Annotated in this window: 24 protein-coding genes; 5 read left to right on the forward strand and 19 right to left on the reverse strand. The window is 27.5% G+C overall.

Annotated elements, in window-relative coordinates:
* Positions 1-12 precede the first annotated feature (12 nt).
* The 3 genes from KO488_RS04800 to KO488_RS04810 are packed head-to-tail and all read right to left on the reverse strand — an operon-like array spanning position 13 to position 4,462.
* Positions 13-987, reverse strand: coding sequence for a sulfotransferase family 2 domain-containing protein (locus tag KO488_RS04800; RefSeq protein ID WP_216057655.1), 975 nt, complete (start codon positions 985-987; stop codon positions 13-15).
* A complete protein-coding gene (locus tag KO488_RS04805) occupies positions 980-2,854 on the reverse strand; it encodes a glycosyltransferase family 2 protein (RefSeq protein WP_216057656.1) in 1,875 nt (624 codons plus the stop codon). The genes KO488_RS04800 and KO488_RS04805 overlap by 8 nt, the downstream gene beginning before the upstream one ends.
* A gap of 6 nt (positions 2,855-2,860) precedes the next feature.
* Entirely contained in the window at positions 2,861-4,462 is a 1,602-nt protein-coding gene (locus KO488_RS04810) for a polysaccharide biosynthesis/export family protein (RefSeq protein WP_216057657.1), read from the reverse strand.
* Between the two features lie 204 nt (positions 4,463-4,666).
* On the opposite strand from KO488_RS04810, the gene KO488_RS04815 reads away from it, so the two are divergent.
* Positions 4,667-6,613, forward strand: coding sequence for a TonB-dependent receptor plug domain-containing protein (locus KO488_RS04815; RefSeq protein ID WP_216057658.1), 1,947 nt, complete (start codon positions 4,667-4,669; stop codon positions 6,611-6,613).
* A gap of 10 nt (positions 6,614-6,623) precedes the next feature.
* Here the strand turns inward: KO488_RS04815 and KO488_RS04820 are convergent, their stop codons facing one another.
* The 5 genes from KO488_RS04820 to folD are packed head-to-tail and all read right to left on the reverse strand — an operon-like array spanning position 6,624 to position 10,092.
* Entirely contained in the window at positions 6,624-7,850 is a 1,227-nt protein-coding gene (locus tag KO488_RS04820; protein ID WP_216057659.1) for an HD domain-containing protein, read from the reverse strand.
* Complete coding sequence (locus tag KO488_RS15325; RefSeq protein ID WP_266099291.1) at positions 7,847-7,969, reverse strand: hypothetical protein; 123 nt, start codon at positions 7,967-7,969, stop codon at positions 7,847-7,849. Before KO488_RS15325 ends, KO488_RS04820 begins: the two co-directional genes overlap by 4 nt.
* A gap of 24 nt (positions 7,970-7,993) precedes the next feature.
* The gene (rpiB, locus tag KO488_RS04825; protein ID WP_216057660.1) at positions 7,994-8,449 is read right to left on the reverse strand and encodes a ribose 5-phosphate isomerase B; all 456 of its coding nucleotides are present in this window, start codon (positions 8,447-8,449) and stop codon (positions 7,994-7,996) included.
* Entirely contained in the window at positions 8,450-9,232 is a 783-nt protein-coding gene (lepB, locus tag KO488_RS04830) for a signal peptidase I (protein ID WP_216057661.1), read from the reverse strand.
* Complete coding sequence (gene folD, locus KO488_RS04835; protein WP_216057662.1) at positions 9,232-10,092, reverse strand: bifunctional methylenetetrahydrofolate dehydrogenase/methenyltetrahydrofolate cyclohydrolase FolD; 861 nt, start codon at positions 10,090-10,092, stop codon at positions 9,232-9,234. Before folD ends, lepB begins: the two co-directional genes overlap by 1 nt.
* A gap of 158 nt (positions 10,093-10,250) precedes the next feature.
* Here folD and KO488_RS04840 point away from each other — a divergent pair, with 158 nt between their 5' ends.
* The 4 genes from KO488_RS04840 to KO488_RS04855 are packed head-to-tail and all read left to right on the forward strand — an operon-like array spanning position 10,251 to position 12,879.
* Positions 10,251-10,787: a 50S ribosomal protein L25/general stress protein Ctc gene (locus KO488_RS04840; RefSeq protein ID WP_216057663.1), complete on the forward strand. Its 537-nt coding sequence runs from the start codon at positions 10,251-10,253 to the stop codon at positions 10,785-10,787.
* A gap of 12 nt (positions 10,788-10,799) precedes the next feature.
* Entirely contained in the window at positions 10,800-11,351 is a 552-nt protein-coding gene (gene pth / locus KO488_RS04845) for an aminoacyl-tRNA hydrolase (RefSeq protein ID WP_216057664.1), read from the forward strand.
* 1 nt (position 11,352) lies between these two features.
* Entirely contained in the window at positions 11,353-12,420 is a 1,068-nt protein-coding gene (locus tag KO488_RS04850; protein WP_216057665.1) for an LptF/LptG family permease, read from the forward strand.
* A 12-nt stretch (positions 12,421-12,432) separates the two neighbouring features.
* A complete protein-coding gene (locus KO488_RS04855) occupies positions 12,433-12,879 on the forward strand; it encodes an NUDIX domain-containing protein (RefSeq protein ID WP_216057666.1) in 447 nt (148 codons plus the stop codon).
* Here the strand turns inward: KO488_RS04855 and KO488_RS04860 are convergent.
* From KO488_RS04860 to KO488_RS04910, 11 genes are all read right to left on the reverse strand, one after another.
* Complete coding sequence (locus KO488_RS04860; protein ID WP_216057667.1) at positions 12,876-14,504, reverse strand: N-acetylmuramoyl-L-alanine amidase family protein; 1,629 nt, start codon at positions 14,502-14,504, stop codon at positions 12,876-12,878. The two genes, KO488_RS04855 and KO488_RS04860, sit on opposite strands and share 4 nt — an antisense overlap.
* Before the next feature lie 101 nt (positions 14,505-14,605).
* Positions 14,606-15,688 carry a nitronate monooxygenase gene (locus KO488_RS04865; protein ID WP_216057668.1) on the reverse strand — a complete coding sequence of 361 codons (1,083 nt, stop codon included), beginning with the start codon at positions 15,686-15,688 and terminating at the stop codon, positions 14,606-14,608.
* A 10-nt stretch (positions 15,689-15,698) separates the two neighbouring features.
* Positions 15,699-16,904: a tyrosine--tRNA ligase gene (gene tyrS / locus KO488_RS04870; RefSeq protein WP_216057669.1), complete on the reverse strand. Its 1,206-nt coding sequence runs from the start codon at positions 16,902-16,904 to the stop codon at positions 15,699-15,701.
* Between the two features lie 20 nt (positions 16,905-16,924).
* A complete protein-coding gene (locus KO488_RS04875) occupies positions 16,925-19,069 on the reverse strand; it encodes a RelA/SpoT family protein (protein WP_216057670.1) in 2,145 nt (714 codons plus the stop codon).
* A 36-nt stretch (positions 19,070-19,105) separates the two neighbouring features.
* Positions 19,106-19,321 carry a DNA-directed RNA polymerase subunit omega gene (locus KO488_RS04880; protein ID WP_216057671.1) on the reverse strand — a complete coding sequence of 72 codons (216 nt, stop codon included), beginning with the start codon at positions 19,319-19,321 and terminating at the stop codon, positions 19,106-19,108.
* A 21-nt stretch (positions 19,322-19,342) separates the two neighbouring features.
* On the reverse strand, positions 19,343-20,050 hold the full coding sequence (gene pyrH / locus KO488_RS04885) for a UMP kinase (RefSeq protein ID WP_216057672.1): 708 nt from the start codon (positions 20,048-20,050) through the stop codon (positions 19,343-19,345).
* Positions 20,051-20,113: 63 nt separating this feature from the next.
* A complete protein-coding gene (locus tag KO488_RS04890) occupies positions 20,114-21,181 on the reverse strand; it encodes an ATP-binding protein (protein WP_216057673.1) in 1,068 nt (355 codons plus the stop codon).
* Between the two features lie 16 nt (positions 21,182-21,197).
* Positions 21,198-22,121: a 4-hydroxythreonine-4-phosphate dehydrogenase gene (gene pdxA, locus KO488_RS04895; RefSeq protein WP_216057674.1), complete on the reverse strand. Its 924-nt coding sequence runs from the start codon at positions 22,119-22,121 to the stop codon at positions 21,198-21,200.
* Positions 22,122-22,143: 22 nt separating this feature from the next.
* Entirely contained in the window at positions 22,144-22,923 is a 780-nt protein-coding gene (locus KO488_RS04900) for a pyridoxine 5'-phosphate synthase (RefSeq protein ID WP_216057675.1), read from the reverse strand.
* A gap of 41 nt (positions 22,924-22,964) precedes the next feature.
* Positions 22,965-24,374: an anthranilate synthase component I family protein gene (locus KO488_RS04905; protein WP_216057676.1), complete on the reverse strand. Its 1,410-nt coding sequence runs from the start codon at positions 24,372-24,374 to the stop codon at positions 22,965-22,967.
* A gap of 13 nt (positions 24,375-24,387) precedes the next feature.
* Positions 24,388-25,287: an SPOR domain-containing protein gene (locus tag KO488_RS04910; RefSeq protein ID WP_216057677.1), complete on the reverse strand. Its 900-nt coding sequence runs from the start codon at positions 25,285-25,287 to the stop codon at positions 24,388-24,390.
* Positions 25,288-25,428: the final 141 nt, after the last annotated feature.

The raw sequence follows: 25,428 nt of genomic DNA on the forward strand, positions 1-25,428 counted from the left end.
TTCACCTATCTCTTATTTTTTAATATTATTTATTTTATATTCGAAACCTACGAAACCATCTCTAGGAAGGTTATGTTGTACCATACCAGGTCTAAAACTTTTAGCTTTTATATTAGAAGTATTATTTTCTATTTTTATTGTAACTTCTTTGTTATTATCTCTTTGAAAAGCTATTCCTCTTGTCAGCTCTGGAGTTTTACTTTGTATATATTTATATGTATAAGGTTCTCCCTTTTCTAAACAGTTTTTATGGTTTTCAAAAAGTTCTTTTGCTTTTTTATAAAGTTTAATATCTTCTTTATTAAGCTCTTTTATTCTTTCAATTATTTTATCATCTAGTGACTCTTTGAAAGTGTTTGATTGTTTATTTATATTTGTCTTCAATAGTTTTATATCTGTATTAAAATAATGATTTATTATTTTTATTGATTCATCATACTCTTCTGTCAATCCTATAAAACCAAAAAGCTCCAATGGCTTCGCTGCTAAGTATTTTGACTGTATGTTTTGAAATCTTTTTTCTTCTATAAACTCTTCAATACTTTTTTTATAATTATGACGTGTTTTAAAATGTGTAAAATGAGAAACCACTTGAGATATAGGTTCTCTTACAAATGTAATCACATCTAAGGTATTAAATATATGCATATATTTACCAACTGAGATATGTCCTGATAAAAATACATTATTATGCTCTTTAAAACATTGTTTTAATTTATAAAAATCATTTTCTTTATATACAAGATTTTTTATTAACTCTGAAGTATCAGTAACTTTTTCTCCATAATCAAAAAAAGTATTTTCAAAACCAAATTCTACTTCTGCTGACTTACGAAAGCTTGTGCCTGCAGTTTTTGGAATATGTACAAAAAAAATATTTCTATTATATCTAGGTTCTATTTCTTTTTCTTCTTCTTTTTCTTCTTCTTGTATTACATCTGAAGTTTCTATTTCTATTTCTTTCTTTTTAAATATTTTTTTAAACAAATTTTTCACCTATTTTTAGAGTAAAGTTTTCATGTTTTAGTGTAAGGTTATTATTATAATACTTATCTTTTAACAAAATATTTTCCCACTTATTTTTCATATATCTTACTTCTTTATTGAATCTTTTTATTTTCTTAGGATTGTCTTCTGCACCTCTACTTAAAGATTCATGATGATATAGTTCAACATAAGGAGTCCATAGATTTCTATATCCACATTCAAGAAGTTTTAGACAAAAGTCTACGTCATTGAAAGCTACTCTTAGATTTTGCTCTTCAAGACCATTTACTTCTTGGTATAATTTTTTTTCTACTACTATACAAGCTCCAGTTACTGCAGATAGATTTTGTATTATTTTAAGTCTTGAAAAATATCCATTGTCGCCTTTTTCAAAATATTTATGGCTATGTCCTGCAACTCCACCAATACCTAGTATCACTCCTGCATGTTGAATTGTGTTATTATCATAGTATAACATCGCACCAACTGCTCCTATCTCTTCTCTTGTAGCATGTGATACCATTTGTGTAAGCCAGTTTTCACTTATAACTTCTACATCATTATTTACTAAAGCTACAATTTCCCCAGAAGAGTAATTTACCGCGTAGTTATTTATTGCTGAGTAGTTAAATGGTTTATCATATTTTATAACTTGTACATTTTCAATATTAGAAATGTCCTTTAAATACTTTAATATCTTTTTTCCATCACTTCCATTATCTACAATTATTATCTCATAGTTTTTATAAGTTGTTTTTTCAAAAATACTTGAGATACACTTACTAAGTAAAGTGTATTTATTTTTTGTAGGTATTATAATACTTACTTTTGGTTGATTTTCAGCAATTGGATAAGCTATTTTATATGTATTTACAAGTAATCCATCTTTTACAAGAATATCTTTATCTTTTTTATGAAAATAGTCTTCTAGTGCTTTTCGTCCAGCTTCATGTGAATAGTCTTTTTCATTTGCATTTAAAGCTGTTGAACCCTGTATAGCTCTCCAATGATATAGCACTTTTTCAATTCTATCAATTTGATTATAATTTATTTGATTTATGTATCTTAAAAATAAATCATAATCTTGACTTCCTTCATATCCTTTTCTAAATCCACCTATACTATCTACTATACTTTTTTTAAGTAATACTAAATGGCAAAGATAGTTTTGAGAGAAAAACAAATCAGGGTTCCATCCTGATTTAAAGTGAGGTGAAAATCTATTGTTTTTTTCATCTATTTTATCTTCATCACTATAGATTAGTTTTAAATCATTATTTTCATTTAGTTTTTTTGCCATTTCATATAAGGCATTAGGTGAAAGTAAATCATCATGATCTAATAAAACTATATATTCTCCCCAGGCTAATGCTAAAGCACTATTTGAAGCTTCAGATATATGGCCATTTTCTTTTCTATATGTTACTTTTATATTAGGATATTTTACTTCATATTCTTTTAGGGTTTTGATTGTATTTTTATTTTGTGACGCATCATCTGCTATACATAACTCCCAATTTGTATATGTTTGTGCTAACACAGATTCTATCATTTCTACTAGATATTTTTTTTCTGTGTTGTATGTTGGTGTTATTATTGAAATAAGGGGTGTATATTCTAATTTACTTGTTTCTAAAATATCTATTTCATTTGTTTCTATCCAATTATCATAGGTATTTCTTTCTTTTGTAGGATTAGCTACTATTGTATTTGAAGATTTTTTATATTCTACATTTAATCTACTCATCATAGGCTTTAGACCATCTTTTTTGTATTTTATATATGCTTTCTTATAAATACAAAAAGGATCACCTTTAAGAGTATCTTTATATACTATATACAGAACCTTTCCAATAGTCTTTATCATATCTTATTATAACCTTACTAGTACACCAGCACCAACAGCTATTTGGTACAGTATTTGAGTTATACTTTTTATGATTGGTACACTTTTTGAGTCTAATTTGCCTAGTACTAGTACACTATCTCCTGGTTCTATAGTAAGTTCTTGATTTGAAAATAAGCTATTATCATAAGTACTTACACTTCCATCTTGTTTTATCACTAATATATTGTCTTCATCTGCACGAGAACTAAGTCCTCCACATTGTTCTAAGTACTTTTCTAAGCTCATTTCTTTTACATAAGAAAGAGATGAAGGTATTTTTACTTCACCTTGTACTGTTACTACATGGTTTCTTTTTGGTATATATATTTCATCTTCATCTTCTAAAACTATTTGAGAAAAGTCACTGTTTTTATTTAGGACTACTCGTCCTTTTGGTTCAACTTTTTTTGCTCTTTCGATAAATTCAAGAACAGATTTTGATTCTTGTATTCTTATAGTAGATTCTTCAGTAGTGATTGAGCCTGTTTTTAAAACTGACGATTCTAATTCTTGTAAGCTAGCATCGATTAGTTCTTTTTGTAGTTTAGCTACACTTTTTCTAAATAAGTTTATATTTTGCTTTGAAGATAATTCTGAGAAATTTAATGTAGAAATTAGTTCTTCTAGAGTTGTGCCTTTTTTTACTATGATATTATTAAGACCGTTGTGTTCACCATCTATTTTAATTTCTATTGTTTTTGTATTATTATTTGATACAAACTTTATGTGTTGGTTTGCCTTTATTTTGATATTTTTATTATTTATAGCGTACATTTTCAATATTTTTTCATTTTGTGCATCAAAATCTGATATTATTACATCACTAGCTTCTGTATAAGGTTGTACAAGTTTAACTATAGTTCTAATATTTAAATAACCATTAGTTTCTATTTTTAGTGGTCTTTGAACATCTCCATCAACTGTAATATATCCTTTTAGATATTCTATATTTACAATATCTCCTGTTTTAAACTGTATTAAGTCTAGTTTACCACTTAATAAGTATTCATAAAGGTCTATATTAGAAATTACTTTATTGTCTCTAATTATAGATATGTTTCTAAAACTTCCGTTTGGTGCTATACCTTTTGCTTTATCTATAAATTGTAATATAGAATCAGATGATAATCCTTGATAAAGTCCAGGTTTTACAGCTGCACCTGATACGAAAACAGATACAGGTTGAAAATTGTCAAGATTTGCATAGATATATACATTGTCTTTATACGTTTTTTTAAGAGTTTTTTTGATTTTTCCAGATAAGTCTTTATTTTTTACACCTAATAGCTTAATCGCTCCTACTTTTGGTACGAAGATATTACCTTGTTCATCAATAGTAAGCTTCATATCTAAATCAATTGCACCCCAAAGTTTTAGGTTGATAGTATCTGAAATATTTAGTAGATACTCAGGGTTATATCTGTGTTGTGAAGATTTTGAAAACTCGCCGTTGAAAAGATTCTCACCAAATGTTCTTATTTGTTTGTTATCTTTTAGTATTATTTCTTCTTTTTTACTCTCTTCACTTGGTATTTCAAGTGCATTTGAAAAGTAGATTAAACTTAGTATTAAAAATATTATCTTCATATTACTCCCTATGATTTTGTAGCTAAAAGCTTGATGATATAAGCCATTATATTATTGTGATTAATAAGCCAATTATAGAGGATTTATCGTTTACTTATACTTAAGTAATGGGAATGTTTATTAAATAATCACAAAAAATCATAAGTTAACAAAAAATTAACAGCTCTTTGCAATAATTACACAAAATTATTTTAAGGAACCTTTATGAAAAGAATTATCTCTTTATCTTTATTATCTGCTAGTGTTGTATTACAAGCAAATGAAACAACTGTTTTAGATCAAATTAGTGTAGTTGAAAAAGCTAATGGTAAAATAGTAAAAGATATTAGTAACGAGCAAATTAAAAGTGCTGATTTAGCTGAAGCTTTAACAAAAAATATATCATCTATTTCAATAGTTAGAAGAAGTGGTATTGCAAATGATATCATTTTAAGAGGGCAGAAAAAGGATAATATTAATATTCTAATAGACAATGCAAAAATATATGGTGCTTGTCCAAATAGAATGGATCCTGTAACTTCTCATGTTTTATCAAATAATATTGAAAGTGTGAAAGTTATAGAAGGTCCTTATGATGTTGAAAACTTCGGAACCCTAAGTGGAAATGTAATAGTAAAAACAAAACAACCAAGTAAAGATTTAAAAGCAGAAGTAAATTTAGGTGCTGGAAGTTTTGGATATAAAAAAGCTAGTGCAATGCTTAGTGGAGGAACAGATAAGTTTAAACTTCTTGTATCAACTTCAATAGAGAAGGGTGATCAATACGAAGATGGAGATGGAAATGACTTCTTAGAACAGCAACTTGAAAAAGGTGTTATGACAGGGAATCAATACTCAAAAAGTGATTTAGAGGCATATGAAAAAAAGACAGTTTTAACAAAGGCTATCTTTAATATTACTGATGATCAAGATATAAAACTATCATATACAGCAAATAGAAGTGACAATGTACTTTATCCAAATACTCCAATGGATGCAGATTATGATGATTCAGATATTTATACTATTGGATATACAGCAAGAGATTTAGGTGCTTTTTCAAAAGAATTAACTTTAGATTATTATTATTCTCATGTTGATCATCCAATGAGTACAAAGCTAAGAAATAGTGGAAGTGAAAAATATATGACAAATCATATGAAATCTTCTATTTGGGGAAGTAAATTAAAAAATAGTCTTGAAGTTGCTGATTCATTAGTAACTATAGGATTAGATACAAGTGTTAGAAATTGGAGAGGTAAAAAGTATATGACTTCTTCAATGACTGGAATGCAAATGCCATCATTTGCTAGTTTAGATTCTACTGATACTACAAATAAAGCAGTTTTTACAAGTATTGAAAAATCATTTGGTAAACTAGACTTAGAGATGGGTGCAAGATATGATTATACAGATATTGATTCAATAAATGCAGATAAAACAGATAAAAAATATACTTCTTTAAATGCAAATATCTTTGCTATTTATAATGCAGATGAAAATACAAAATATTTTGCAGGTATTGGAAAGTCTTCAAGAGTTCCAGATGCAAGAGAACTTTATATGGGTGCAAATAATGATTTGGATGATACAAAAAACTATGAAGTGGATTTAGGGTTTGATAAGACTATTGGCAATTTTAATATTAAATCAAAGGTATTTTACTCAGTATTAAAAGATTATATTTATAATACAGGAACTTTTGAAAATATTGATGCAAATATTTATGGATTAGATATTAGTGGGTTTTATTATATGAATGATAAGTTTTCTATTGATTATGGAGCATCTTATCAAAGAGGGGAAAAAGATGATTCTGCTATTGATAAAGATTTAGCCGAAATCCCACCATTAAAAGCTAATATCGCTTTTAACTATGAAGAAAAAAACTCTAGATACACAGCTGAAATCATGGCAGTTGATAGATGGAATACTTATGATAGTAGTGCAAAAGAACAAGAATTAGCAGGATATGCACTTGTAAATTTAAAGTATAGTAATCAACTACATAAAAATTTTGGTTTAACATTTGGTGTTGATAATGTATTTGATAAAACATATGCTTCAACAAATACATATCAAGATGTTACATATGTTGAAACAGGTGGAGATAGAGTATTATTAAATGATCCAGGAAGGTATTTCTATGCAAACTTAAAATATAGCTTTTAAAAGCTATATTTTAATCAAAATCCATTCTAACTTGAGTTTGACCAGTTGTTCCAAAGTCATGGTCTATTTTAGTGGCAATCTCTTTAAAATCAATTCCTTGAATTTCTTTCAGACTTTTTAAAATCTCTTTTTTACCATTAATTAATTCTTTAGATTTTATTCCATGTGAAAGAGAAAGACTAGCTTCCACAAAAGCTGATAATTTATCACATTGTTTTAAAGCTAAACCATCTATTGCATTGTATTTATCTTGATTGTATTTTGATACATCTTCTACTATTTTGATTTTATCTTCATATATTTTATTTTCAAACTCTTCTTTTTTACCATCATAAAGTCCTAAAATATACGAAAATTCATCATGTAATTGCTCTGGTATATTTGGCAAGATATCATCTTCTATTTTTTCTAATTCATACTCAGCAATAATATCAGATAATTCATCTACACAGTATTTTACAGGAGTGATAATATCTCTTGTTAAGGCTTCTGGTAAATCATGAAATAGGGCTGTAAAAAAGTTGTTTTGGATTCTTTTATCACATGCATTTACATCAATTGAGAAGAAGTATCCAAAAATAGCAACGGTTAACATATGACCTAAAACAGATGTTTCAGGAACTCTTGGAGTTTGAGCCCATCTTTTTTGAAATCGCAGTCTGCCACTTAAATCTATAACTTTTGCAAGTTTTTTATTTAGTGCAATTTTTCGCACTCCAATTAATTCATAATAATCTTCAATCTCTTCATCAACACTTTTTTTAACATCTTCAATATCTGTTAAAAACTGGCTTGTTTGATAAACTATTGAAAATTCCCATTTTGTAGCTAAATAAGAAGCTGCTTTTAGGATAAATCTTTCTTTTTTGTATATTTCAGGATTTTCTAAATACTCTTGAAACTTTTGTAAAAAAGTTCCATTGTCTATACTTTCAAGCGATGGAGATAGTTTTGAGATGACCCAAGTATTTATTTCTTTAGATTTTTTTTGTAAAGCTTTTCTAAATACATCAGGTCTTATATCAGTTACAACTACACGTCGTAAAAACTCAAAAATACCAGCTTCTATTAAGTGTGTATAATTTATATTTTTTTCTAATTTTGCAATAAAATATGCAATGATAAATTTATGAGCTTGTTTATCAAGCTCAACTAATTCTACCATTCTTGGATAATCATTCCATCTTTGAATTGAAGCAGATGAAAAAATAGAGTCAATAATTTTAGAATTTATCAACTCTTATCCTTTGGCTTTTTATCATCTTTTTTATCAGAAAAAAACATCATTTTTTTCCCAAGAAGCATCAATGCTACAATAATAAACATCATTAAATATATTTGCCAAGGCTCTCTCATGATAATCCTTTATTTTAAATATTATTAAACTCTACAACTTCCTATTTTACTAATTGCATTAATTTTTTCAACTCTACCTTCATGTCTTCCACCTGCAAATGATGAATCATTCCATGCATCTACAATAGCTTCAACCATTCCAAATCCTGAAACTCTCTCACCTAAACAGATAACATTTGCATCATTATGTTCTCTTGCCATTTTAGCTGAGTATTCATTATGACAAAGTGCAGCTCTTATTCCATCAAATTTATTTGCAGCCATACTCATTCCAATTCCTGAACCACAGATTAAAATACCTTTGCTTCCATCTTCTTCTAGAACACTTTTACATACTTTAGAAGCATAATCAGGATAATCAACTCTATCTTTTGTATTTGGTCCTAAATCAATTACTTCATGACCTCTTTTTTCAAATAATTCTTTTACGTATGCTTTTATATCTATTCCTGCATGATCTGCGCCAATATAATATTTCATCTAATATATTCCTTTTTCATGATCAAGTTTGATTTTTGTATCCATGTTTTCTTCAATAGTATCTACTTGTTTTAACACTCTATCCCATCTAATTTCTTTATCTTTATCCCAAGAAAAATAGATAAGCCATGGAGTTCCAACTACATATTTATAAGGAACCGTTCCCCAAAATCTAGAATCATTTGAATGGTCTCTATTATCACCCATCATAAATGTTTCATCTTCAGGTACTAAAATAGGTATCATATTAAATAGTTCTTGTGGATTCAAGCCATTATTTACAACTGTTGGATCATTATGAATTCCAGGATGGTCTTTTTTATATGGATTTACAACCCATAATTTATCTCCAATTTCAATAATACTATCTTTATCAAAATTAGCTTTAACATATTCATTTCCTTCTTTTGGATGAAGTAATAAATTTTTATCTTTTAATGCAACAATATCACCACCCGTCGCTACTGCTCTTTTTACATAGTGAATAGTTTCATTTTTTGGATATCTAAAAACTACTATTTCTCCACGTTTAGGTCTTGGACCTTCGATTAAGTGTCCATTGTCATTAAAATCTGGAAGCATTTTTACTTCTAACCATGGAATTCTAGGAACTGGTAATCCATAAGAGAATTTTTTAACAAAAAGCATATCCCCAATTAAAAGAGTATTTTTCATACTTCCACTTGGAATTACAAAGGCTTGAGCAATAAATGACATAATAACAAGAACTATTACAATAGTTCCAGTCCATGACGAGGACCAGTTATAAAATTTTTTAAACATTATTTACTTTCTCTAGTTTTTCTCAAATTTGCAGCTTTAACTGTATTTTTAAGAAGCATTGCAATTGTCATAGGTCCAACTCCACCTGGAACTGGTGTAATAAACGAAGATTTAGTTTTACAATCTTCAAAATCTGCATCACCTGTTAATTTTCCAGTATCAAGTCTATTTATTCCTACATCAATAACTATAGCACCTTCTTTAATCATATCACCTTTTAAAAGATGAGGAACACCAACCGCGATTACTACAATATCAGCAGCCAAAGTATGTGCTTTTAAATCTTTCGTTCTTGAGTTACACACAGTTACAGTTGCTTTTGCATTAATTAAAAGTGAAGCCATTGGTTTTCCTACAATATCAGAACTTCCAATTATACATACATTTTTTCCAACTACATCAATACTATATTCTTCAAACATTCTCATTACACCAAAAGGAGTTGCTGGTAAAAATGTATCAAGGTCTGAAACCATTCTTCCTACATTGTAAGGATGGAAACCATCTACATCTTTTAATGGATCTATTGCTTCAAGTACAGTTGTTGTATCAATATGTTTAGGTAATGGTAATTGAACTAAAATACCATCTAATGATGGATTTTCATTCATTCTTTTAATAGTTTCAAGAAGTTCTTCTTGAGTAATACTATCTGGCATTTCATGTACTACTGAATAAATGCCTGCATTTTTACACGATTTTGCTTTACTTGCTACATATGTTGCACTTGCTGCATCACTTCCAACTAAAATAACAGCTAAACCAGGAGTTACATGCTTTTGTTTTATAAGTTCTTCAACTTCAACTTTTACTTCGTCTTTAATTTTATTAGATAATGCTTTTCCATCTAGTATTGTCATGGGATTTGAACCTTCTATTAATATGTTTTATATGTAGAGATAATATCTAAATTACATTTACAAAAAGTTAAATTACAAATATCTTTAAGTATTAATATAAAATTTAGTAAAACTTAAATATAATTGCGCCCTAAAATAAAAATACAAAAGGATCGTTTATGTTAGAGGGTATCGTTAGAGATAGTATGACAAAACAAGCAACTAAAACTTTAAGAAGAGATGGATATATTATTGCAAATATCTATGGAAAAGGTTTAGAAAATGTTTCAACTGCATTTAAAAACAATGAGTTTATCAAGTTTTTAAGAAATAAAGAAACAATCGCATTTGATGTAACTGTTGCAGGAACAGTTTATAAAGTAGTAGTACAAGAGTACCAAAAATGTCCATTAACTTCAACTTTATTACACGTTGATTTAATGGTTGCACAACCAGGAGTAAGAGCATCTTACAAAATTCCTGTTGTTACTACAGGTTTAGCAGTTGGGATTAAAAACAAAGGTCTTTTAATGATTCACACTAAAAGAGTTCCAGTTAAATGTACAATTGAAGATTTACCAGAAAACATTACAATTGATGTAACTGATTTAGATGTTGGAAACAATGTTTTAGTTAGAGACTTAACTTTAGGTGATTCAGTTGAATGTTTCTTAGACCCAAGAGTTCCAGTTGTTGGTATTATTAAAGCTAAGTAATTTAACTTTATAATGCATTTAATAATTGGTCTTGGAAATATTGGTGAAAAATACCAACTAACAAGACATAATGTAGGATTTATGGTTATCGATGAGATGACCAAAAATCTTACAACTTCAAGTATAAATAAATCAAACTTTCAATCTACACTTTTAAAATCAGGTTATAACTTATTTTCTAAACCTACTACATATATGAATAATTCAGGTGAGGCTGTGGGCTCTATTATGGATTATTATAAAATACCTCTTGAAGATATTATTGTTATACATGATGATTTAGATTTACCATTTGGTACAGTTAAGTACAAAATAGGTGGAGGTCATGGTGGACATAATGGATTAAGATCTATTGATGCACATTGCGGAAAAGATTATATTCGTGTACGAATTGGAATTGGAAAACCTCAAAATAAAACTGATGTTGCAAATTATGTATTAAGCAACTTTTCAAAAGAAGAATTGAATAAACTACAAGATATAATAACTCATACTATTAAAGCAATCACTGCGCTTAAAACTGAAGAGATTGATCAGGTAAAATCCAAATTTACATTGAAGTAAAATGAGCATATTAACACAATATATTTTAAAAAAATATTTACTAAATTTTGTCATTGTTCTAATTTCTTTAGAACTATTTTTTGTAGGAATAGATTTTTTACAAAACTTTAAAAAGTTACCAGATTCTGCTAACTTACAACTTTTATATTTACTATATAATGGATTCTTTACATTAACATTAGCATTACCTTTGTCTATTGTTTTTGGCTGGATAGTTACACTAGTAATATTTATTAAAAACAATGAATTAGTTGCTTTTAATGCACTTGGAAGTAGAAGTAAAGATATTTATGCACCAGTTGTTAAAATATCAATATTTTTAATTACTTTATTAATTTTATTACAAATTACTCCTTTGGCTTATTCCTATGAGCAAAAAAGAAAAATTTTGCATAATGAATATTTTACAAGTACAAAAGCAGATATTTTTTTAAAATATAATGATAACTATGTATATTTCAAAAAACTTTTACCTTTAGAACAAAAGGCTGAAGATATACATATTTATAAGGTTGAAAATAGAGATATTGTTCAATCAATTGTTGCAAAAAATGCATATTTTCAAAATAATAAATGGTATATTGTAGATGCTAAAATAATGAATAAACCATCCAATATGGATGGAGAAACTGCAAAACTTGAGATTAGATATGAAAAGTTTTTGAATACATTAGAAGGGTTTAAACCTAAAATTCTTGATAATGTTTATGAATCTAAATCAAACTTCTCAGTTCTTGATGCCGTTTCTGCATTGATATTATTATCAAACCAAGATATAAATACAGATAAAATTAGAGGAGCTTTATACAATCAAATAATAGTTTCATTCTTTGTAATTCCCATACTATTACTTGTATTTGCATATGCATCATTAAATAGTAGATTTTTTAATGTTGGAAAGTTTACCTCATTTTCAATCTTTGGAACACTAATTGTTTGGGGCGTATTTTTTATGCTTTTTAAGTTTACAAGCGGTGGAATAGTTATACCAGAAATTTCAATTTTATTGCCATTTATTCTATGGATAATTGGTTCTTTAATATTTTATAAAAAGAAAATAGATTCTTAAAAAAGGTTGATTGTGAAATCTCATACAAAAGCATATGGCGTTGTTCCTTACTTAGTTAGTAAAAATGATATAAAAGTATTATTATGTAAATCAGTTTTAAGTAAAAATAAATGGGGTTGCTTAAAGGGCATGAAAGAAAAAGATGAAAATCCATTTCAATGTGCTCAGCGAGAACTATTTGAAGAGAGTAGTATTAAAGTTGAAATAGGCCTTTTTGAAGACTATTTTGAGCAAGTAAACCTAGAAAAAGATATTGCTGTTTGGTTGGTAAATGCTTCAAATATTGAAGGTTTAGATGAGATGTTTTTTGAAGAAAAATTAAAAAGTAATTATCTCTCTTGGGAAAATTCAAAAGTTAAGTTTTTTTCTTTAGATAAGTTACCAACTATAAGAAAAAAACAAATAAATTTAATAAATGATATTAAAACCTTTTTAGAAAATAATAAACTGTCTTTTTAGTCAAATCTTGCTTTCATTTGAAAGTATGTATCAATTCCATTAGCCATACCTTGTGCTAATAGTTTTTGATAAGAACTGCTGTATAAACGCTTACTTTCAATAGGATGTGAGATGTAACCCACTTCTACAAGAATTGAAGCTTGTGGAGCATCTAGAAGTACCCAAAATGGTCCTGGTCTTGAACCTTTATCATTTACCTTATATTTTTTACCTACAGATGCTAGCATCTCTCTTTGAACGTCTATTGATAAAAGTCTTGAATGTGTAATTTTTGGTGCATTTAATGATGAAAGAAAAGCCTGAGTACTTGAGTTACTCATTTTTCTTATATCAGATTTATTTTCTTTTGCTGCAACTCTTTTAGCCCTTTCTGTTTTTGCTGGACTTAAATAATATGTTTCAATACCACTTACCTTTGCTGCATTCTTTTTTGCTACAGAGTTTGCGTGAATTGAAATAAATACATCTGCATTTTTCTTTAAGGCTAAGTCAGTTCTTTTACCAACTTTTATAAAAGTATCTTTATTTCGAGTAAGATAAACTTTATGACCTCTTTGTTTTAAAATATTATATAAATATTTTGCAATTTTTAGTGTTACTACTTTTTCATATCTTTTATTTGGTCCTACAGCACCTGGATCATGCGCCCCATGTCCTGGATCAATTACAATAGTTTTGCTATGAAAATTTGGGTAAGGTTGAGTATTATTTATTTTTTGAGAATTAGTAATACCAGAAATTTTTATTGTTAATTTTCTTTTATTTAAAATATAATATACTTTTAAATCTTTTTTATTAGAGATTCTAATTCTTGTTGTTTTACTATTTTTATCTGAAACAATAATTCTATTTATTCCATCTATACTTAGTTTTATCGGTTTTGTATATTTAAATTTTCCAGTTAAATCAAAAACATCTTCATAGTTACCATTGTTTTTATACGCAACATATGACAAATCTTTTTTTGAAAAGTTTTTATTAAACTCTATTTCAATTGAATTATCTTTTGTATTTATTGATCTGATTTCATTTTTTGTATCTATATAATTATTAGATAGAGTTTCTTTTGTAGTAGTTTTAGGTTTTACAACTTTTTTTACTTCTTTTATTGTTTTAGTGGCCTTTGTTGCATTTAAATCACGTATATTTATAATAAGTTGTTTATCTTTGATTGTATAGTATGTCTTTAGATTCTTTTCATTTGCTAGTACAATTCTTAATGTTTTTGCTTTAAATTGACCTATAGTGATTTTTTTTATATTATTAATTTTAAGTACAGTTGGTTGTGCATCTTTAAAATTACCATTAATATCAAAAACATCTTTATATATATTTCCTTGATGAAGTTCAAAAAATTTAACATAATCTTTTGATATCTTATTATTAAAATTTACAATTATTGAATCATTTTTAGTATAAACGGAATTTATTGAATAATTAGAATTATTTGATACTTTTGGTATAGATTGTTTTGTAGTTTTGTTTTCTCTTTTAAGTAAAATTTCTAATTTTTTTTCATCTGGAGTAGTGTTTTTTTTAAGTTTTTTACCTAAAACAATAATTTTTTCAAGCTGATTAATTTTTTCTTGAGAGTCTTTTCTTAAAACTGCTTTTAAGTAGCTCATTTTGGCCGAACGATATTCTTCTTTTAAATCAGCAGCACAAAGCGCTGAGATTGAAAAGCTAATATATAGAAGAATTAGAATAAAAAATTTATTAAAAATTTTTATTCTCCTTGCGTTAATTTTTCGATTAATTCTTTTACTGAAATAATTTTATTTATTCTATATCCATTTGCGCCAGTAAAAAACAGTCCGGTTTCTTCATCGCCATTATAAGCAGCGCCTAATCTATCTGCAATACAATATCCTACTGCTTTTGCTTCAACACCTCTATTACAAGGAGCTACACAGTTAGAAATACATTGTACTTTTGGTGCTGTATTATTTTCCATAGAGAATTGTAAATTAGTTTTCACAGATCTAGCTGGTAATCCAACAGGAGATTTCCCTAATTTAATATCTTCTTCTTTTGCATTTAATAATACATTTTTTAAATTTGGATGGGCATCACATTCGTATGTTGCAATAAATCTTGTAGCCATTTGTACACCAGTACAACCCATAGCAAGATATTTATCAATATCATTTTTATCCCATACTCCACCAGCTGCAATAATAGGAATATTCTCTCCCCAGTTTCTTGATTCTTCAATAACAGGGCCAACTATATTTTCTAGTTGGAATTCTTCCTTAAAGCAATCTTCGTATTTAAAACCTTGATGACCACCACTTAATGGACCTTCAACAATAATTGCATCAGGAACTCTATTATATTTTTTCCATTTCTTACAAATTAATTTTAATGCTCTTGCACTTGAAACAATAGGAACTAGTGCAACATCTGGATACTCTTGCGTAAATTCTGGCATATTTGTAGGAAGTCCTGCTCCTGTAATAATAATATTAATTCCAGCTTCACAAGCATCTTTTACCATTCTTCCATAATCATTACATGCATGTAAAATATTACAAGCTAATGGAGCATCTCCACAAATCTTTCTTGCATTTGCAACAATTTCAAAGAATGATTCTCTTGAGTAAAAGTTTAAAGCATCTTTTGGTTTATCTTTTCTCATTACAACGTGAACATCTTCACTTTTATTTCTGTAATAACCTGTACCAACTGAAGAGATAACACCAAGGCCACCTTCTTTAGATACATTTCCAGCTAATTGATCCCAACTTATTCCTACACCCATTCCACCTTGGATTATAGGGTGTTTTATTTCATATTTACCTATTTTCAAAATTAGCCCTTTATTTTATAATTATCTTAGCGAAATTCTTTTTACCTTTTTGTAAAATATACTCACCGATTTGTAAATTTAATTTCTCATCTACAACTTTTTCTTGATTTATTTTAACTGCACCTGCTTTTACATCTCTTCTAGCTTGAGATGTAGAATTTACAAGTTTTGCATCAACTAGTGCTTGACAAATCCAAATTTCACCTTCAAAAAGGTACTCATCTATATCTGTAGGGATATCTTTTTTAGCAAAAACTTTTTTAAATTCGGCCTTTGCTTCTTCACCCATTCCAGCTCCATGAAATCTATCAACAATTTCCATTGCTAAAGAATCTTTAACATCTTTTGGATGTAAAGTTTTATTCTCAACTGCTATTTTTAATTCTTCTATTTCTTTTAATGACTTTGAAGATAAAAGTTCAAAATATCTCCACATTAACTCATCTGAGATTGAAAGTATTTTTCCGAACATATCAAAAGCTTCATCAGTAACACCAATATAGTTACCTAATGATTTAGACATTTTTTGAATACCATCTAAACCTTCTAATATTGGCATCATTAACACAGCTTGTTGTTTTTGATTATATGCTTTTTGCAAAGTTCGTCCCATAAGAAGATTAAACTTCTGATCTGTTCCACCTAACTCAATATCTGTTTTCATAGCAACAGAATCATAACCTTGAAGTAATGGATATATAAACTCACTTACTGCAATTGGCGTATTTGATTCATATCTTTTTGAAAAATCATCTCTTTCAATCATTCTAGCAACAGTTAAATTTGATGCTAATGAAATTAATCCACCTGTTCCTAATTCTTTTAACCATTTAGAATTAAACATAACTTCTGTCTTTGATTCATCTAAAATTTTAAATACTTGTTCTTTATAACTTTGTGCATTATCTAAAACGTTTTGTTCACTTAAAACTTTTCTTGTTTCACTTTTCCCTGTAGGATCTCCAATTGTTGCTGTAAAATCTCCAATTAAAAATTGAACAATTCCTCCGAATTTTTGAAATAGAGCTAGTTTTTGTATTAAAACTGTATGTCCTAAATGCAAATCTGGAGCAGTTGGATCAAATCCTGCTTTAACATAGAAGTTTTCACCTGTTTGATAATATCTAGTAATCAATTTTTCAATTGCCTCGATGTCAATTATTTCAGATGTACCTCTTTGAATTTCTTGTAATGCTTCTTGAACTTTATTTTCCATTAATTATTATAACCTTTATACTACTTATTATAGGCATCTTTTTTTGAGAAAAATTCTATAACTTTTACTTTTTTTTCTACTATTCTTCTTACTTCTTCAATATTAGATTTATTTATTTCAAATTCAATATCACAATATTGTCTATATGAATGTTGTTGTCTACCATATTCAACTGAAAGAATATATCCTTCATATTGTGACATATAAGTAAGAACTCTTGCTAGTTCACCTTTTGTATTTGGCATACTAACTACCATTTTGTATTGATACAATGTATCTTTTGTCCATTTACAAAATAGCATTTGATGTTTTGTTTTTATTTTATCATAGGCTTTATCACACATTTTGTGATGTATAACCGCTTCATTTCCATTTCTAAATGCTACCATATCATCACCAAACTTAGGGTGACAACAATGGTCAAATGATACAGAATTTATACTAAAATTTGAATATATTAGGATGTTATCAAATTTAAATTCTTTAACTTTACTAGTTAAGATTTTAAACCTTGTCATAATCCCTCTGTCTTTTATAATCTTTTTCTCAATAATCTGCTTTGTATGCTTAAAATAATCAAGAACTTCAGCGATTTTATGAGGAGTATCAAGCTCATATTTTCTAGAAACATCTACATTATATCGTGAGAAGACAGTATCAATTATATTTCTTCCATACATATCATCAATCTCTTTTTGTCTTTGTGCACATAAAAGTTTGATTTGTTTTTTTGCTCTTGATGTTTGTACCATATCAATCCACGAACATCTAGCTATTGGTATATCACCTGTTTCAATATTTACAATATCAGTACTTTTTAACTCGGTTAACAAAGGTTTTCTGATTTTATTTATAATACAAGATGTAGCATGTTTTCCAACATCACTATGAACTGCAAAGGCAAAATCATAAGCCGTTGAACCTAGAGGTAAATTATAAATAGCACCTTTAGGTGAATACACAACTATTTCTTCTGTATATAAATCATCTTTTGTTTCTTGATAGAATTCTTCAACATTTTCATTAGAAAATTCTAGTGATTTTAACCAGTTTAAGTTTGTTGTTTGTTTTGCTCCTGATTTATACTTCCAGTGAGCTGCAATACCAAATTCAGCTACTTCATTCATTTCAAATGACCGTATTTGAATCTCATATATTTTAGAATTATAAAATACTGTTGTGTGTATCGTTTGGTAACCATTTTCCTTAGGAGTTGATACATAATCTTTAAATCTAGAGATTAATGGCTTATATTCAATATGAATAGAACCTAATACTTTATAACAGTCAATATCATCATCAACTAAAATTCTAATAGCAAAAAGATCGAGTACTTCATCAATAGAAATACCTTTTCTTTGCATTTTTAGATAAATAGAATAATGATGCTTGATTCTACTGTAGATTTTAATTTTGTCTAAATCAAATCCATTCTTTTCTAACAGTTTCTTTGTTGTTGAAATAAAACTATTAAAAGTAAGTTGCATAGCATGCTGTTCTTCTATTAAGAAATCATCAATTTTTTTATACTCTTTTGGGTAAATATAATAAAAAGCTAAATCTTCTAGAGCATTTTTTAAATTAGAAATTCCTAATCTATTTGCAATTGGAACATACACAACGAGTGTTTCTTCGGCTATTCTTTTTTGTTTATTGCTTGGAAGGGCATCAAGTGTAAGCATGTTGTGTAATCTATCGCATAATTTTACTATTAAGACTCTAACATCATCAATTGATGCAATTAGCATTTTTCTAAATGTAAGTGCTGAAGAGATTAATTTTGAATCATTTGTACTATCTGATGCAATAAATTCAGTTTCTCGTATTTCTACAATTTTAGTAAGCCCATCAACCATATGAGCAATATCACTTCCCCATCTATCTTTAACATAATCAAGTGAAAAGTTTGTATCTTCAACGACATCATGAAGTAGGGCAGTTGCTATTATTGATTCTTCATTTGAAAAGTGAGCAGTTATACTTGCTACTAATATTGGATGAACACAATACGGTTCGCCACTTTTTCTATATTGACCTCTATGAGCTTCAATAATAAAATCAATTAAATCTTTTAATTTGGGAGTTAAGGTAGTTTGAGCTTCAAGCTCTTTGATAGCATCTTCAACATTATTTATATGTTGAACTTTTTTAATAAACGGATCCATAGTATATGACAGGTTATAAAAGCTAAGCTTTTATAACTAATCTCTGTCTACTAAACCTTCAATAACTAATAAACCACTTGCAATTTCATCAATAGCAATATCAGTATATTTCATTTTTTGAGTGTTTTGTTCTAATAAAGGTTTAGCACCTTTACTTAATTCGTCAGCTCTTTGACCAACAGCAATAGCTAAAATATATCTATCATTATCAACTTTTTTTAAAGCTTTTGACATTCTTTCTTCTAATCTCATATTATTTCCTTTTTATAAGTTCTATTTTACGATTGAACACTTACTTGTATCACCATTGATGATTTTAAGTAAATTTCCTTTTTCACTCATGTTTGCTACAACGATTGGTAATTTATTATCTTTCGCTAATGCGATTGCTGTATCATCCATAACCTTGATATGGTCTTCTAAAGCTTGATCATAAGTAATTGTATCTAGTTTTACTGCATCATCAAATTTCATTGGATCTTTATCATAAATTCCATCAACTTTTGTAGCTTTGATTAATAAAGAAGCTCCAATTTCTGTAGCTCTTAATGTTGCTGCTGTATCTGTAGTAAAGTATGGGTTTCCCGTACCTGCACTAAAAATTACAACTCTATCTTTCTCTAAGTGTCTCATTGCTTTTCTTACAATAAATGGTTCAGCTATTTGTTCCATTTTAATTGCAGTTTGAAGTCTTGCACTTAAACCTTTGTGTTCTAATGCTTCTTGCATTGCAATACCATTAATAACAGTACCAAGCATTCCCATATAGTCACCACTAGTTCTTTTTATAATACCATCAGCTGCTGCAGTAACACCTCTAATAATGTTTCCTCCACCAATTACGATACCAACTTGCACACCATTATCTATAAGTTCTTTAATCTCTTCAGCAATATAATCTAGTATTTTTGTATCAATACCATAACCTTCTTCTCCAGCTAGCGCTTCGCCTGAAAATTTTACAAGTACTCTTCTATCCATCGTGTGTCCTTTATAGTTTTGCGATTTTATCTTATTTTTGTTTAATTTCTAATTAATATTAATTTAACTAAGGGCCCATTCATAAAATGGTATAACATTTATTTTAAAATTTGAATGATTAATTTTCTCATCATTTGATACAGTGATGATATTTAATTCTTTAATTTCATACTCTTCCATGATTTTATATATCTTTTTTAATGTTGCATTTACTAAAAAAGTATTGAAAAATGGTATCCCAACTATGGCTATTTTCTTTGATTTAATATAAAAATCAATATTATCTAGGTAATAAATTTCTTTATATTTATCAACTAATTCTAAAAAAATCATATTTGCAAATTCATTTTTAAACTTTTTATTATGAGAGATTGCATTTAAAAAAGAGTGATTATATGAATATATTTTTTTTGTAGCTTTTTCTTGATTATATTTCTTTAGAAAATAAATTGTTTTATTATTTTCAAGAAGTTTGCAAGTTTCATAAAACTTATCTTTTGATATTTTTATCTTTGTTTTTAATGTTGAAAATAGTTGGTATAAAGATTTTTTTTCATCAATATTTTCAAATAAAAGCTTTAGTATCTCAAAATGTGTATCATTCAAAGCTTGTAATTTAATTATTTCTTGTAGCCTTTGAACTTTTTTATGTTCATCTATATTTATTATTTCAGGTAAGTTCCCATATTTAAAAAAATTATTAAAACTTTGTGTAATATTTTGATGTCTAATATCTTGAAGTAAATATTCTTCAAAATCTAAAGCACTAACTGTGATATTTTTAAAACCACGTATACTTTTTGGTATATCAGTAGAGATAATGATATTATCGCAATAAGGTAAATCAAATTCAAAAGAGAAGTTTTCTAGAACTAAAACTTTAATTTGATTTTGTCTTAAAAATAAATCAATATTTTTAATTACTTCATTTATATCATTTCTTGAATCATTGAAATCAATATAAATATAATCTTTAGTTTTAAAATTTGACAAAAAATCGTAAATAAGATAACTTTTTCCTGTTTTACTAGCACCTGTAATAATAGTTTTAGGATGAGTTATTCTTATTTTTCTTTCCATAAAATTAATTTTTGAAAAGTTTAATTCATAACAATTTTCAAGTGTTTTCAATTATAATCACTTAATATTATTTATTTTCTGCTAAAGATATTGCCTCTTTTATAGCATTTATGTAACTTTTTAAGTTGATTTTTTCATTTTTATATGCAATATTAAACGCAGTTCCATGATCAACTGATGTTCTAATAATTGGCAAATTTAAACTTACATTTATACTTTCATCAAAATAAAGAGCTTTTAAAGGAGCTAATCCTTGGTCATGATACATTGCCACAAAATATGTGTAGCTTTTTCTTGACATTGGTGAAAATGCGATATCTGGAACTAGGGGACCTATAAATATTTTTTTATCAAGTTCTTTATTTGCATTTTTAATAGCTTTAAATATTTGTACTTCTTCATCACCTAAAACGCCATTATCACTTGCATGTGGGTTAAGCCCTAAAACACCAATTTTTTTAGATTTTACACTTTTTTGGAAATCAATTAAAAATTTAGTTAAATCTTCTTCTATAATTTTTTTTGGAACCTTCTTCAAGGGAATATGCTCCGTAAACAATCCTACAAACATCTTTTTACAACCAAGCATCATTATTGCATTTTCACCAAAATAATCTCTTAGTACTTCTGTATGGCCTTTATATGATATCTTTGCTTTATTCCATGCTTCTTTATTGATAGGAAGTGTACATATAGCATCAACTTCTTTTTTATCTGCAAGTTTAATTGCATCCATAAAAGAATCAAATGAATACTTACCTGCTTTTTTACTTACAAGCCCTGGTTTTATTACAAAATCACCTTTTGTATCAAAAGTTTTAAAGTCTTTTGGAATATCTATTTTTAATTCTTTGCAAGCTACTTTAAGCATTTGTTTATTTATACAATAAATAGGTTTGCAAATTTTCGTGATTTGAGTATGAGCTTTTATGGCAATCTCAATTCCAATACCATTCAAATCACCAATACTGATTGCTATTTTTGGTTTCATTTTGAACCTTTTATATTATTTATTATTCTATTAATTCTTTCATATCTAGTATTGCATTTTCTAATCCTGTAAATACAGATCGTGCAATTATACTTTGCCCAATATTTAATTCACTTATATGTTTTATTGATGAGATTAATGTCACATTTTGGTAGTTTAATCCATGACCAGCAGCTACTTTTAATTTCTGTTTTGTTGCAAACTTTGAAGCTTTTTTTAATTCTTTTATTGAACTTTTTAATTTCTTTTTTAATTCTTTTCTTGGAAGTTCTAATTCTTTAATTGTATGATGAGTATTTCCAAGTTGTGAATTTAACATCGCATAAACATTTGCAAATGAACCTGTATGAAGTTCAATCCATTCTACATTTAAATGTGCAGATAGTTCAATAACTTCTTTGTTAGGGTCTATAAATAAAGATACTTCAATTTCATTATCATGTAATTTTTTTATTACATTTTGTAACTTTTCAAAGTTACCTTTTACATCTAATCCACCTTCAGTTGTAACTTCTTCTCTATTTTCAGGAACTAAAGTAACACGTGCTGGTTTCATTTTACAAACAATATTTATAATATCACTATTTATTGAACACTCTAAATTTATAGGAAGTGTAGATTGTTTACATATAATTTTTGCATCATTATCATGAATATGTCTTCTATCTTCTCTTAAATGTATAGTGATTTGATCTGCACCTGAAAGTTTACAAATACTTAATGCATCAACAGGGTTAGGGTCGTTTATTTTTCTAGCTTCTCTTAAAACTGCAATATGGTCTATATTTACGCCAAGTAACATATTATTTCCTTTAGTTTGTAAAATTTAAATTAAAAAGTATGTTAAGCTAGCTCTTTTAATGTAGCAATATTTGCAGCTAGCTTATTATGAACTTCTTGATATTCATCTTCTGGTTTAGAATCAGCAACAACTCCAGCTCCAGCTTGGAAAATCACAGTATCATCTGTTAGCATTGTAGTTCTAATTGTAATTGCAGAATCCATATTTCCATCAAATCCAAAATACGCGATACTTCCTGAATAAAAATTTCTTTTTATTCCCTCAAATTCGGCAATTAATTCCATAGCTCTAATTTTTGGAGCTCCTGTCATCGTACCAGCTGTAAAAGTTGCTGCAAATAAATCAAACATGTCATATTTATCATCAATAATTGCTTCAACATCAGATACAATATGCATAACATGTGAATATCTCTCAATTCGCATTAAGTCAGTTACTTTTACAGTTCCTGGTTTTGCAACTCGTCCTACATCATTACGTCCTAAGTCAACAAGCATTAAGTGTTCAGCTCTTTCTTTTGTATCATTAATAAGCTCTATTTCCATTTCAATATCTTTTGATAGTGTAGAACCTCTTTTTCTTGTACCTGCAATGGGTCGTAAAAGTAAGTGTCCATCTACAAGTTTAATCATAACTTCAGGTGAAGATCCTGCAATTGAAAAGTTTTCAAACTCCAAAAAGAAAAGGTATGGACTAGGGTTTTTACTTCGTAGTGATCTATAAAAACTAAAGTGATCAACTTTTGCTTTTTGAATAAATCTATTAGACATTAAAATCTGGAAAACATCTCCTGATTTTATCATCTCTTTTGATTTTGCAACCATTTCAAAGAATTTCTCTTTAGAGAAGTTAAACTTTCCTTCATCTAGAAGAACAGCTTTTTTAGGTGCTTTATATGAATATGGAGTATATAAAGATTGTTCAATTTTTTCTAATTCATCTTTTTTATCTTCAACTGACGTAAGCATTACAAGCTTTGAAGTTTTATGTGAAAATCCTAATATAATATTAGGTCTAATTAAATCTAAATCAGGAATATTTAATTGATCTATTAGATTATTCATAGGTTTTTTTAGTTTTGGTTCAAACTCTTTACCTATGTCATATCCAATATTTCCAATAAAGCCATCAACTAAACCAATTCCAAGTTCTTTTGCTTTTATTTTATACTCTTCTTTGTCAAACTTCTTATAATATTCTTGTAAAAATTTTAATGGATTAAAGTTTACTTCAGTAACTTTTCCTTCTTCATTTTTATAAAAACATATATTATTCTCATACCAAACTCTCTCTCTAGCTCCAATTACTATAAAAGAGTAGTTCCCATCACTTGAGTTAATTGTACTTTCAAAAAGAAAAGTAATTTCATCTTTGTAAGATTCTTTTATCTTTTCATAAATTGAAACAGGTGTAAATTGGTCTAAAAAAAGTTCTTTACTGTAAAAATTCATATGTTTTCAACTTTTAAAATTTAAGAATATAAGCACTTGATAAGTTAAGCTTTTTCTTAATGTTTTCTATATTACCAGTTGCACTTGCTCTTGATGAATATGGGCCTATTAAAACTTTATTATAAAGTTTTCCTTTTACTTCAACTTGATGAATCTTATATTTTAAATTTGCATTCTTGATTTTTGAAATATATGAGTTTGAAGGTTTTTTAGAAAATGCTCCAATTTGAACAAAATAGCCTTTAGGAGAACTACTTGAAATATCATTTACTAAATCCTTAACAGATTGTTTTGGAGCTTTTTTAACCACTGGTTTTTTAGGAGTAACTTTTTTTGGAACTACTTTTTTCACTTCTTGTTTTTTAGGTTTTATTTCTGCTTCAATTTTTTTGATAGTTTCATCTAAAATATCATTCGATGTTTGTTCTTCTTCTTGAATAGGTTCTTTTTTCTCATTGATTGCATCAATTTTTTCTTCAGAACTTATTTCTTCATTTTGAGTATTTTTTTGAATTCTTTCATTCATTATTTTTTGAAAGTTTTCTTCAATATTACTATCATCATTTAATGTTTTAGTTTCTATTGGATTAGTTTTATTTGTAGTAAAAGAATCTTCTTTAGAATCATCAGTTAAAAGGCGAATAACTATAATTGTAAGTAAGAATAAGATTACTAGAATAAGACCTAATATTAAATATTTTTTCTTATTATTCTCTTCATTAGAACTTGGTGTATCAAGCATAATATTACCAAGTTCTGTATCAACAGGTTCATTAACACTTTCATTATGAATAGTAGTGTTTTCACCTATTGTAGTTTGAACTTCTTCTAATTCATTTAACTTTTGTTCTAATTCTTCTCTTTCTTGTTGAAGTTGAACTTTTTTTATAAACTCTTCGCCTTTTATTTCCATAACTGATCCTTATTGAATAAAAATTTTAATAATTAATTATTAGTAAGTAGACTGATTGTAAATAACAAAATCAGAAGCTAAAACTTTTAGTTCAGCTTTGATTGTTTTTTGTAATTCAGTATTCTCAATATCATCTAATAC

It is taken from the genome of Poseidonibacter lekithochrous (genome assembly GCF_018861145.1).
Lineage (GTDB): Bacteria > Campylobacterota > Campylobacteria > Campylobacterales > Arcobacteraceae > Poseidonibacter > Poseidonibacter lekithochrous_A.